Source organism: Brevibacterium sp. JSBI002 (assembly GCF_026013965.1).
GTDB lineage: Bacteria > Actinomycetota > Actinomycetes > Actinomycetales > Brevibacteriaceae > Brevibacterium.
The window spans coordinates 38,027-49,953 of sequence record NZ_CP110341.1 but is presented as its reverse complement, the minus strand read 5'-3'; the positions used below and the strand labels follow the sequence as shown (position 1 = coordinate 49,953).

Here is an 11,927-nt window from a genome sequence, read left to right as displayed (position 1 = left end):
TGCGCCCTTTCGCGTCCTCACCGCGCATTCGGACCGGCCTGATCGCTGTCAGCCCAGTTTGAGGCGAACAGCCCATGTTTGAAACAGGGCTGCTCAACTCAAACTGGGCCTTTTGCGAGTTTTCGACCGACCGCAGGCACGAAGAAGCCCCTCACCTTGACCCTGACGGGACCCGGTGAGGGGCTTCTCGTTCGCTGTGCGCGAGGGGGGACTTGAACCCCCACGACCTTGCGGCCACTGGCACCTGAAGCCAGCGCGTCTACCAATTCCGCCACTCGCGCGAACAAAGTAAAACTCTAGCATCGGAGTCGGCGAAACTGAAAACCGAGGGCGCCGAATCGACCCAAACGTGTCCACCTTCACATTTTCGACCCGAGCGTTCACTCACCCCCGACCCGCGCGGCCGACCACGCTCGCCCCGCACGCCGGCCCACCTGCGCCGTCTGCATTCCCTCGATCTTCCCTGGATGCGCGCAGGGAATCCCAGCACAGCTTCGCCCCGCGAACACGCGTGACGTGAGTTGAGAGCCTCCCCGCGTTAGGATTGGGTGTTGATGTGCCCAGAGTGCAAGTGATCAGGACCACCTGGTCAGAGCACTCAAAGACGCTAGGCGAAGAGTTCGTCCGGCAACGGCAACACCTGATGAGGAGGTGCCATGGGGCTACTCGATCGCTTCGAGAAGGGGCTGGAGAACGTCGTCAACGGCGCCTTCGCCAAGGCTTTCAGATCCCAGGTCGAACCCGTCGAGCTCGCCGGAGCCCTGCGCCGTGAAGCCGACAACAAGGCCGCTGTGGTCTCCCGCGGTCGGACCCTGACGGCCAATCACTACGTCATCGAGCTCTCGCAGACCGACCACGACCGACTCTCCGGGCTAGAGTCCGAGCTGCGCTCCGATCTGCGCCAGGTCGTCGGCGATCACGCCGTCGAACAGGCCTACAGCTTCGTCGGTCCCGTCTCCGTCGAATTCGCTCTCGCCGACGACCTCGACACGGGAATGTACCGCGTCGTGTCCTCGACCCAACGTCCCGACGGTTCCCCCGCCGCTCAACCGGCCAACCGCGGCGGCTACGACCCGATATCGCGGGCGAATCCGATCGTCGGCGAGTCCCCGAACTCCGGTTCCCGACCCGCGACTCCGCGCCGCACTCCCGAACCCGCCCGGTCGGCCCCGGCCCCCGCCGCGACCTCGCGACCGAACACTGCCTCCCGGCCAGCACCGGCGCCGGCACCCGCGCGCTCAATCGAAGCCAGCGTCACCATCGACGGTCGCACGCAGATGCTGCGCCAGGGCACGAACACCTTCGGCCGATCCTCGTCGAGCTCGGACTTCGTCATCGACGATCCCGGCGTCTCACGACGTCACTTCGAGATCGTCGTCGAAGGCGACCGTGCCGTGGCCAACGACCTCGGTTCGACGAACGGCACGCTTCTGCACGGACGCAAACTGACATCGGCGACCCTGTCCGACGGCGATGTCCTCCTCGCCGGAGAGGCCGAGGTCCACTACAACGAGCGGGATGCCCAGTGAGCGAATTCACCGTCACCGTCTTCCGGTTGGCATTCTTCGTCATCCTCTGGCTCTTCGTCCTCGGAGTCGCCGGAGTCCTCCGCCGCGACATCTTCGGCCCCCGGAAGGCCCGGGCCGGAAAGAAAGCTCGCCGAGGCGGTTCCAAGTCCGCCCCGCCGCCACCGTCGCGGCCGGCTCCCGCACCTCGTCCGGCGGCCGCCCCGGTTGCCCACGCCCATCCGGGCACCATCCGCATCACCGACGGCCCCTTGGCCGGGCAGACGCTGATGCTCTCGGGAGCGCCCGTGACCTTCGGCCGAGCTCCCGACAACACGATCATCATCAATGACGACTTCGCCTCCAGCCATCATGCGCGGATCTCGGCGAAGAACGGAGCCTGGATGCTCGAAGACCTCGGGTCGACGAACGGCACCATCGTCGACGGCTCGCGCATGACCGGGCCCATCCAGCTGGCCATCGGCACCCGGATCACCATCGGACATACGACCCTGGAGACCCAATCGTGACGACCGGCGGTACCATCACTCTCCGTTCGGCAGCCCGGTCTCATACCGGGCTGGTGCGTAAGAACAACCAGGACTCCGGCTATGCGGGACCCAATTTCCTGCTCATCGCCGACGGAATGGGCGGTCACGCCGGCGGAGATGTCGCCTCGGCGATCACCGTGTCCCGCCTGGCCGAACTCGACCGCGAACCCGGAGGCGAGGACGCCCTCGAACTCCTCCGCACCTCGATCCTCGAAGCCAATGACCGCATCTGCCGTGGTGTCGGCGAACAGCCCGAACTCGCCGGAATGGGCACCACCGTCACCGCTGTTCTGCGCGCGACCGGCAACCGCTTCGCTCTCGCCCATATCGGCGACTCGCGCGGCTATGTGCTGCGCGAGGACAAGCTCCAACCGATCACCCACGACCACACGTTCGTGCAGATGCTCGTCGACGAAGGCCGGATCACCGCCGAGGAGGCCGAGACCCACCCGCAGCGCTCGGTCGTGATGAAGGTCCTCGGCGACGTCGGAGCCTCCCCCGACCTCGACCTGTCCCTGCGCGAGGCGCAGGTCGGCGACCGTTGGATGCTGTGCTCGGACGGTCTGACCGGTTTCGCCGATATCGACGACATCACCCGTGTGCTCAAAGAGGTGGCCGACCCCGACGAGGCATGCCGTCAGCTCATCGACCTGGCCCTGGCCGGCGGCGGAGCCGACAATGTCACCGTCGTCGTCGGCGACGTCCTCGAAGGCGAGGTCGAGACCACCGAAGGCGTGTCCGTCGGCTCCGTCCACCTCAACCCCCGCTACGCCGCGATCGGTGCGAACCCCGACGCCGAGGCGGCCGTGGACACCGAAGCCCATACGACCTTCGCCGAGGACGACGTGTCCGCCGACACCGCACCGATCCAGACGGTGGACGGCGAGGACGTCGACGCTCGGGACGGAACCTCTCAGCAGCTGCGGACGAACACCGCGGCAGACGAGGAGGCCGACCTCGACGATGAGGTCGAGAAAAGGTCCTACCTCGGGTGGATCATCACCGCCATCGTGATCGTTGCGCTGGCCGTCGGCGGATTCTTCGCCTTTAACTACGTCAGCCACCAGTACTACGTCGCCGACGACGACGGCAAGGTCTCCCTCTATCGCGGTCTCGACACGACGCTCGGACCCATCGAACTCAGCCGCCTCGTCGACAACACGGACATCGAGGTCGGCAGCCTCAACAGCTACTCCCAGGACCGTCTGCGCGGATCGATTCCCGCCGGGTCACGCGATGAGGCCGATCGCATCATCGACAATCTGCGCAAGGAATCCGATCGCTCCTCCGGCATGTCCGGCGATGTCGAGGACTCGACGAGTCCGAGCGACCCGGCTCCCTCACCTCCGGATTCGAAGTCTGCGGACCCCAGTGACGCCATCACCCGGGAGTCGCAGTGATGAACCAGGCTCCCTCGCAGACCGCGCGCCCCAGAACCTACCGGCTGGCCGAGCTCGGTCTCCTGATCCTGGCTATTGCCGTCGCCACCACCGCCTACGCCCTGGTCGGTCTCGGAGTCGAAGACACCATCCCGGCCAATGTCTACGGCTATGCCGCATGGCTGGCGACCCTCGGCGTCATCCTCCACATCATCGTGTGGATCAAGGCGAAATACGCCGATCCCGTGCTCGTGCCGATCGCGGTGCTGCTCAACGGCCTCGGCCTGGCGATGATCTACCGCGTCGACCTCGGCCGAGACGAATACCTCGGTTCGGCGATGACCCAGCTGGTGTGGATGACACTGGGCGTGGGTCTGGCCATCGCTGTGATCTTCGTCGTCCGCGACCACCGCTGGCTGCGCCGCTACACCTATGTCTCGGGCTTCGCCGCCCTGGTCTTCCTCCTGCTGCCGCTCATCCCCGGCATCGGCAAGACCATCAACGGTGCGCGCATCTGGATCGGCGTCGGCCCGCTGTCCTTCCAGCCCGGCGAGATCGCGAAGATCCTGCTGGCGATCTTCTTCGCCGGCTACCTCGTCACCTACAAGGACCAGCTCGTCGCCGCCGGCCCGAAGATCCTCGGCATCCGGTTCCCCCGACTCCGCGATTTCGGACCCATCGTCGTCGCCTGGGTCGCCAGCGTGGGCGTGCTCGTCTTCGAACGCGACCTCGGCACCTCGCTGCTCTTCTTCGGCCTCTTCGTCGCCATGCTCTATGTGGCCACCTCGAAGGTCTCGTGGATCATCCTCGGCCTCGGATTCTTCTCCGCCGGCGCAGTTGCGGCGACCTTCCTCTTCTCCCACGTGGACAGCGTGTGTCCGGTTGGCTCAATGCGCTGACCGCCGAGGAGTACAACAAGACTCCCGGCGGTTCCTACCAGCTTGTGCAGGGCCTGTTCGGCATGTCCAACGGCGGCCTCATCGGCACCGGCTTCGGCGAAGGCCGACCAAATATGGTCCCCTACGCCGAATCCGACTTCATCTACGCCAGCTTCGGTGAGGAGATCGGCCTGGCCGGGCTCTTCGTCATCCTGCTGTGCTACCTGTTCATCTTCCAGCGCGGAATCCGCACCGCTCAGCAGCTGCGTGACGGCTTCGGCACTCTGCTGGCCACGGGACTGTCGTTCACGATCGCCCTGCAGGTCTTCGTCGTCGTCGGCGGCGTCACGCGCCTCATCCCGCTGACGGGTCTGACCACGCCCTTCCTCGCACAGGGCGGTTCCTCGCTCATCGCGAACTGGATGATCATCGCCCTGCTGCTGCGGATCTCGGACAATGCCAGGCGCCCCGTGGAGGAGTTCCACACCGGAGTGCTCACCATCACCGAGGATCCCGAACCCGTTCCCGCGGGTGCCCGCGCCAAGGACACGGCCGCCACGGCGCGCACCGTCGACGAGGATGCCCCCACGACGAACCTGCCGCCGGCGGACTCCCGCGTGTTCGACGACGAAGCCCCGACCACGAATCTGCCACCCGCTGATGATCGTGTACGGCCCCGCGGCCAGGCACTGAACGACACAGACGCCACCGACCAACGACCCACCGGAGGTGAACGATGAAGAAGCCATTGACGCATATCGCCGTCGTCGGATTCGTCATGTTCGCGCTCCTGTTCGGGTCGACGAGCTGGGTGCAGTACGTAACCGCGGATTCGCTGAACAACAATCCGCTGAACAACCGGCGGATCCTCGACCAGCTGGCTCGTGATCGCGGTCCGATCCTCGTCGACGGCACCCCGATCGCGTATTCGGAACCGGTCGACGACAAGTACAAGTACCAGCGCAAATACGGCTCGGACAACCTCGATCCGCGCGCCTACGCCTCGCTGACCGGCTACTACTCCGTCGTGTCCGGCGCTTCGGGGATGGAGCGAGCCTCCGGCGACTACCTCTCCGGAGATTCCGACGCCCTGTTCTATGACAAGGTCGGCAGCTTCTTCACCGGTGAACAGCCTCGCGGCGCCGCCGTCGAGCTGACGATCGACCCGAAGGTGCAGCAGGCGGCGTGGGACGGGCTGGGCAACCAGAACGGCGCTGCCGTGGCCCTCGACCCGAAGACCGGGAAGATCCTGGCCATGGCCTCGACCCCGGGCTGGGATCCCAATGCCCTGGCCAGCCACGACACAACTGAGGCCAGCGAGGCCTTCAAGAACCTCGAAGCCGCCGAGGGCAAGCCCGCCTACAACCGAGCTATCGGCGGCAACCTGTACCCGCCCGGTTCGACTTTCAAGGTCCTTGTCGCGGCGGCCGCCCTGGAATCCGGTGACTACGAACCCGATTCCCAGCTCAACGGACCCGCCACGCTCGATCTCCCGCAGACGACGGCGACGATCGGCAACTCGCATCCCGGTGCCTGCCGCAACGGGGGCAAGCCGACCCTGGCCGATTCGCTCGCCGAATCCTGCAACACCTCATTCGCCTCCCTGGGCATGGACCTCGGAGAAGACGCAATCGCGAAGCAGGCCGAGAAGTTCGGCTTCGGCGAGGATCTCGAGATCCCTCTCAATGTCACCCCGTCCTCCTTCCCGTCCGACCTCAATCCGCCGCAGCTGGCTCAGTCCTCGCTCGGTCAGTACGAGGTCAGGTCGACTCCGCTGCAGATGGCGATGATGACCGCGGGAATCGCCAACGGCGGCAAGATGATGAAGCCCCAGCTCGTCGACAGGGTGCTCAATGCGAACACCCTCGAGCCGGTCTCCGAGACCCGTCCGAGCCAGATGTCCCGCCCCGTGTCCGGAGATACGGCCGACAAGCTCACCGACATGATGACCGGTGTGGTCGAGAACGGCACCGCCTCGGTGGCGAAGATGGGCGATACGAAGGTCGCGGCGAAGACCGGCACCGCCCAGCACGCCAAGGGCGCGGCACCCCATGCCTGGTTCATCTCCTTCGCCCCCGCCGACGACCCTCAGGTCGCAGTCGCGGTCGTAGTCGAGAACGGTGGAAACGCGGGCAACGAAGCTTATGGTGCGACGGTCGCAGGACCGATCGCGAAGAACATGATGGAAGCGGTGGTCGAGAAATGAGACCCGTCGAAGGCACCCTGTTGGGCAACCGTTACAAACTCACCTCCCGCATCGCCGTCGGCGGCATGGGCGAGGTCTGGAAGGGTGTGGACTCCGTGCTCGGCCGCGAGGTCGCGGCGAAGATCCTCAAGGACGAGTACCTCTCCGAATCGACCTTCCTCGCCCGGTTCCGTGCCGAAGCCCAGAACATGGGCCGAGTCTCCGACCCGGGAATCGCCGGCGTCTACGACTACGGTGACGAGCAGGGTTCGCCCTACCTCGTCATGGAATACGTGCCCGGTGAGGCTCTGTCGGCCATCATCGAGCGCAGTGCTCCCCTATCCGAGACCGATACGCTCTCCATCGTCACGCAGGCCGCTCAGGCCCTCGGTGCCGCACACAAGGTGGGCGTCATCCACCGTGACATCAAGCCCGGCAACATCCTCATGACCCCGGACTTCCGGGTCAAGATCACGGACTTCGGCATCGCCCGAGTCACCGATCAGGCACCGCTGACGAAGACCGGGCAGGTCATGGGCACCGCCCAGTACCTCGCCCCCGAACAGGCCACCGGAAAGGGTTCGGGACCTGGTTCCGACCTCTATGCACTGGGCATCATCGCCTATGAGGCCCTGGCCGGTCAGCGTCCCTTCACGGGGGACTCGCAGGTGGCCATCGCCATCGCCCAGGTCAATCAGCAGCATCCGCCGCTGCCGGACACGGTCTCCGAACCGCTGCGCCGCTTCGTCGACTGCCTGCTGGAGAAGAAGCCCGAACGCCGTCCCTCGGACGCGTTCAAGGTCGCCAAGGCCGCCGAGGCGCTCTCGGCCGGGGACATCGCCGGGGCCGAGGAGCTCGTGCCGCAGATGCGCCACGGAGCCGCGGCGTCCGAAGCTCTGACCCAGGTCTTCAACAACCCGGAGCCGGCAGCCACGACGAAGACCCTGCCCGTCACCTCCTCGAACGATGCGACCCAGGTGTACCCGAACGGTGCCGCCGCCGGAATCGTCGGCGCTGGTGCCGCGGGTGCCGGAGCAGCTGCGGCGAATACGGGACAGATCGATCCCAACGATCCGCAGAATCAGGATCTGGAGAAGGACAAGCAGTCGAACAAGGGCCGGGTCCTCATTTGGATCCTTGCGATCATCGCCCTCATCGCGGTCGGTTCCCTGCTGTGGTTCTTCCTCGGCGGAGGCAATGCCGAACCCGAACCGGAGCCATCGACCTCGGCGCCCACCTCGGAGGCGGCGAAGACGATCGAGATCGATAAGAACGATTACATCGGACTCACGGAATCCTCGGCGACGCAGAACCTCGAGAACAAGGGACTCGAGGTCGAGACGACCGACATCAACTCGGATCGGGCGGCCGGAACCGTCGCGGACGTCGGCGAGGGCGACAACGGTTACACCTTCGAAGAGGGTGACACCGTGACCCTCTACATCTCCGCCGGTCCCGCCGAGCAGCCCGAAGAGCCGGCCTCGGACTCCGGATCCGATTCGGGGCTGGGCAATGACTCGGAGTCGAGCTCGGATTCCGGTTCCTCATCCGATTCGCAGGATCAGGGTTCGAACTCCGGTGACAACGGCTCGTCCTCCGACCAGGATTCCTCGAGCTCGTCGAGTTCGTCGTCGGACTCCGAGACGTCGAGCGAATCGGACTCCTCATCGTCGACGGACACGTCAGGCGAGTCGGATACCTCGAGCTCCGGCGATTCGGCCGACACCTCCGGCGGCTCCAACCCGAACAGCGGCAATGACGGGGCGGGCAGCAATCAAGGCTCGTCGAGCGGTTCGAACTCGGAGGCCGGCGGCAACCAGAACGGAAACAACGGCGATGAATAGACATTGAACGATACTGACCAGCGATTACGAGAAGCGAAGAGTTTGAGATACTGAAACTCGACCCGGTTCAGGTGAGAATGAACCGTGAGACCGGGTGAGACAAGCGGAGGACATACATGAGTGAACCCAAGGTGCTGTCGGGGCGTTACGAAGTTCGTGCGCTCCTCGGCCGTGGGGGCATGGCAGAAGTGCATGAGGGCGTCGACAACCGTCTCGGCCGTCGCGTGGCCATCAAACTTCTGCGCTCCGATCTCGCCCGCGATCCGTCTTTCCATACCCGGCTCAAGCGCGAGGCCCAGTCCGCTGCCGGTCTCAATCATCCCGGAATCGTCTCCGTCTACGATTCGGGTGAAGAGGAATTCGTCGAATCCGGCGGCTCGTCGGTGTCCGTGCCGTTCATCGTCATGGAATACGTCGAGGGCCAGACCCTGCGCGAAGTCCTCAACGAGCACGGCACACTCACCGTGGACGAGGCCCTCAATGTCATCGCCGGGGTGCTGGCTCCGCTAGAGTACTCCCACCGCAACGGCATCGTCCACCGCGACATCAAGCCTGCGAACGTCATGCTCACTCCCGAGGGTGACATCAAGGTCATGGACTTCGGGATCGCCCGAGCGCTCAAGGACAATTCGGGACTGACGCAGACCCAGTCCGTAGTCGGCACCGCCCAGTACCTCTCCCCCGAGCAAGCCCGCGGCGAAGTCGTCGACGCCCGCTCCGACCTGTACTCGACCGCCTGCCTGCTCTACGAGCTGCTTGCCGGCCGTCCCCCGTTCGTCGGCGACTCCCAGCTGGCCGTGGCCTACCAGCATGTCGGGGAGACCCCGCAGCCGCCGAGCTTCTTCAACTCGAACATCCCACCGGCCGTCGACCGGCTCCTCCTCCACGCTCTGCTCAAGGACCGCGACGCCCGGTATCAGGATGCCTACACCTTCCGTGAGGACGTGCTCGCCGCCCGCGACGGCCGTCCCATGAGCTTCGAGGACGATGTCGAAGCCACTCAGGCGTATCCGATGATGGCCCCGCCCATGACCGCCCCGATGGCCCATGCCAACGAGGCCGATGCCGCTCCCGAGACCGGACCGGTGTCGACGATCATGACCAATCAGGAGGAGCGTCCGCCGCAGAAGCGCTCCCGCGCGTGGGTCTGGATCGGCAGCATCTTCGTGCTCCTCGCCCTGGCCGCCGTGGCCCTGTGGGTGTACGAGATCAACAAGCCCGAACCGATCGTTCAGGTCGAAGTCACGGATGTGGCCGATATGGATGCCGATGAGGCCGAGGCGGCCCTCATGCAACAGGGCCTGCGAGTGAACACGGACGAGAAGTACAGCTCGGAAGTCGACAAGGGCAAGGCCATCGAAACCGATCCTCCGGGCGGTCAGAGGGTCGACAAGGACAGCGTGGTCAAGCTGATCATCTCCTCCGGACCCGAGTCCGTGACGATCCCCGACGTCTCCGGAAAGACCGAGGAGGCGGCGCGGAAGATCATCAATGACGCGGGGCTGCAGGCCGGCACCCATATCTCCCAGAATTCCCCGGATGTGGAGAAGGGCGTGGTCATCGAGACCAAGCCCGGTGACGGTCAGGAGGTCGATGTCGATTCGAATGTCGATCTCGTCGTGTCCTCAGGTCTCGTCGAGGTCCCCGATGTCACCGGCCAGACGGCCGAGGAGGCCTGCAAGACCCTCGAAGGCGATGAGTACCAGTTCACGTGCAAGACCGAAGAGGTCGAGACCGACGAACACGATGAGAAGAAGGTCTTCGAACAGTCCGCGACCGGCGGCAGCGAGGTCAAGCAGGGCTCTGAGATCACCGTGAAGGTGGCCAAGAAGCCGCCGGAGCCGTCGCCGTCGATCCCGTCGGTCCCCGGTGGCATCCCGACCGCTCCCGGCGACGATGACGGCGGAGACGAAGACGACAAGGATGATAAGGACAAGAAGGACAAGGATTCGATGGGCGGAGGGCTCTTCGACAACTGGACGGAAGGCATCATCGGCAACTGAGCCGCACACGCCACGGTCGCCTGGCGGTCGGGTCAGTCATCGACTGGCCCGGCCGCTGTTGTCTCCGAAGAGAGTCTGTGGGCGTCGGTGACGCCGGTCCTCACTCCAGGGTGAGGAACAGGTCGGTGCGCATATCGGCGGGATCCGCCTCGGGGCTGGGTTCGGTGACATAGAGTTCGATGAACGGCAGTCCCGGTCGATGCCCGGCCGCCATCACGTCCTTGAGCAGCTGCGCCCAGGACTCCCCGAGCCCGTCGTATCCGCCGAGGTGGCTGCGCACGGCCATGGATCCGCCGGGCAGCTCCGCGGGGATGACGATATGACCGCCGGCGATGGGCTGCGCATTCGTCAGCCCCGCCGAGGTGGGGATCCCGACCTGCAGATCCACCGTTTCGCTCGGCTGACGGGTGTAGAGAGCGAAGGCCGGTCCCGCTGGTTCGAGTCCTGCCTCGGAGAGTACGGGGAAGAGTCCGGAGAACGTGGCGTCGAAGAGTTCCGGCAGGCCCGACATGTGCACTTCGCGCGCCTCGACGACCGCCGCCGGAGTGGCCGGGACCTCGATGACGGTGAGTTCGGTGAACGGTTCGTCGCGCAGATAGGTCGGTTCTGACATCGTCGGTGTCTCCTGTTCGTCGGCAGTGCACGGCTCCTGAGGCCATGCACGGATCCCGTCGCGGATTCGGATCGTCTGAGCACAGGGATCACTGTGCTCACGATCATAACGATGGGCCGCCTCGGCGAGAACCCTGAGACCAGGGATCGGCGGGAATTCTCAGGCGATCGCGGTCGCCAGCGGCGACATGCGCGCCGCCGCCTGGGCAGCGCCTTCGAGACCGCACACCTCGAGCCAGTTGCCGAGCATGAGGTATCCGCATTCCGTGAGAACGGATTCGGGGTGGAACTGGACGCCGAACAGCGGCTGCTCCCGGTGTTCGATGGCCATGACGATGCCGTCGTCGGTGCGGGCGGTGACCGCGAACTTCTCGAGGTCGAGGGTCTCGTCGACGATCGCCAGCGAATGGTAGCGGGTGACGGTCAGCGGGCTCGGACAACCGAAGAAGATGCCTTCGCCGTCGTGGGTGATGACCGAGGTCTTGCCGTGCATGAGCACGGGAGAATGGGTGACCTCGGCGCCGAACACCTCGCCGAGGGCCTGATGGCCCAGGCAGACGCCGAACACCGGCATGCCGGCCGTCTCCGCCCAGGACAGCAGGGGCGGGCAGATCCCGGATTCCGCGGGCACGCCGGGCCCCGGGGACAGGAGCACGCCGTCGTAGGTGCTCACGGTCCCCGCGATCGCGGAGGCGGGGATGTCGTCGTTGCGGACGACGTCGACGTCGGCGCCGAGCTCACGCAGATAGGACACGAGCGTGTAGACGAAGCTGTCGTAGTTGTCGATGACGAGGATCTTTGTCATTGTCCGCCTTCGGTCACGGTGGCGTTGTTGAAAGGCATGTACGGGGCGATCACGGGGAAGACGTACTGCATGAGCAGCAGCACGACGGCCACGATGAGGATGAGGGCGAGGATGAGCTTGACCACCCAATTGCCCGGGAGGATCCGCCAGATGAATGCGTACATA

At 65.4% G+C, this 11,927-nt stretch carries 9 protein-coding genes, 1 tRNA gene and 1 pseudogene; 7 read left to right on the top strand and 4 right to left on the bottom strand.

What is annotated here, in order from left to right; genetic code table 11:
- Positions 1 to 197: 197 nt before the first annotated feature.
- Positions 198 to 281 (bottom strand) — tRNA-Leu (locus tag LJ362_RS00210).
- Positions 282 to 656: 375 nt separating this feature from the next.
- Here LJ362_RS00210 and LJ362_RS00205 point away from each other — a divergent pair.
- The 7 genes and pseudogenes from LJ362_RS00205 to pknB all read left to right on the top strand — a co-directional run bounded on the left by LJ362_RS00205 (position 657) and on the right by pknB (position 10,345).
- Positions 657 to 1,529 (top strand): DUF3662 and FHA domain-containing protein, encoded by an 873-nt coding sequence (locus LJ362_RS00205; protein WP_264800182.1) that lies wholly within the window; start codon positions 657 to 659, stop codon positions 1,527 to 1,529.
- Positions 1,526 to 2,035: an FHA domain-containing protein gene (locus LJ362_RS00200; RefSeq protein WP_101545295.1), complete on the top strand. Its 510-nt coding sequence runs from the start codon at positions 1,526 to 1,528 to the stop codon at positions 2,033 to 2,035. Before LJ362_RS00205 ends, LJ362_RS00200 begins: the two co-directional genes overlap by 4 nt.
- Positions 2,036 to 2,088: 53 nt before the next feature.
- On the top strand, positions 2,089 to 3,456 hold the full coding sequence (locus LJ362_RS00195) for a PP2C family protein-serine/threonine phosphatase (protein WP_264800181.1): 1,368 nt from the start codon (positions 2,089 to 2,091) through the stop codon (positions 3,454 to 3,456).
- Positions 3,456 to 5,053, top strand: a pseudogene (locus LJ362_RS00190) (FtsW/RodA/SpoVE family cell cycle protein). The gene LJ362_RS00195 and the pseudogene LJ362_RS00190 overlap by 1 nt, the downstream one beginning before the upstream one ends.
- A complete protein-coding gene (locus tag LJ362_RS00185; protein ID WP_264800180.1) occupies positions 5,050 to 6,519 on the top strand; it encodes a peptidoglycan D,D-transpeptidase FtsI family protein in 1,470 nt (489 codons plus the stop codon). Before LJ362_RS00190 ends, LJ362_RS00185 begins: the two are co-directional and overlap by 4 nt.
- Positions 6,516 to 8,342 carry a protein kinase domain-containing protein gene (locus LJ362_RS00180; RefSeq protein ID WP_264800179.1) on the top strand — a complete coding sequence of 609 codons (1,827 nt, stop codon included), beginning with the start codon at positions 6,516 to 6,518 and terminating at the stop codon, positions 8,340 to 8,342. The genes LJ362_RS00185 and LJ362_RS00180 overlap by 4 nt, the downstream gene beginning before the upstream one ends.
- Positions 8,343 to 8,458: 116 nt before the next feature.
- Complete coding sequence (gene pknB, locus LJ362_RS00175) at positions 8,459 to 10,345, top strand: Stk1 family PASTA domain-containing Ser/Thr kinase (protein ID WP_264800178.1); 1,887 nt, start codon at positions 8,459 to 8,461, stop codon at positions 10,343 to 10,345.
- Between the two features lie 100 nt (positions 10,346 to 10,445).
- On the opposite strand, the gene LJ362_RS00170 is transcribed toward pknB, so the two are convergent.
- From LJ362_RS00170 to LJ362_RS00160, 3 genes are all read right to left on the bottom strand, one after another.
- Positions 10,446 to 10,958 (bottom strand): GyrI-like domain-containing protein, encoded by a 513-nt coding sequence (locus LJ362_RS00170; protein WP_264800177.1) that lies wholly within the window; start codon positions 10,956 to 10,958, stop codon positions 10,446 to 10,448.
- A gap of 159 nt (positions 10,959 to 11,117) precedes the next feature.
- Complete coding sequence (locus LJ362_RS00165) at positions 11,118 to 11,762, bottom strand: anthranilate synthase component II (RefSeq protein ID WP_264800176.1); 645 nt, start codon at positions 11,760 to 11,762, stop codon at positions 11,118 to 11,120.
- Positions 11,759 to 11,926: a hypothetical protein gene (locus LJ362_RS00160; protein ID WP_264800175.1), complete on the bottom strand. Its 168-nt coding sequence runs from the start codon at positions 11,924 to 11,926 to the stop codon at positions 11,759 to 11,761. Before LJ362_RS00160 ends, LJ362_RS00165 begins: the two co-directional genes overlap by 4 nt.
- Position 11,927 lies beyond the last annotated feature (1 nt).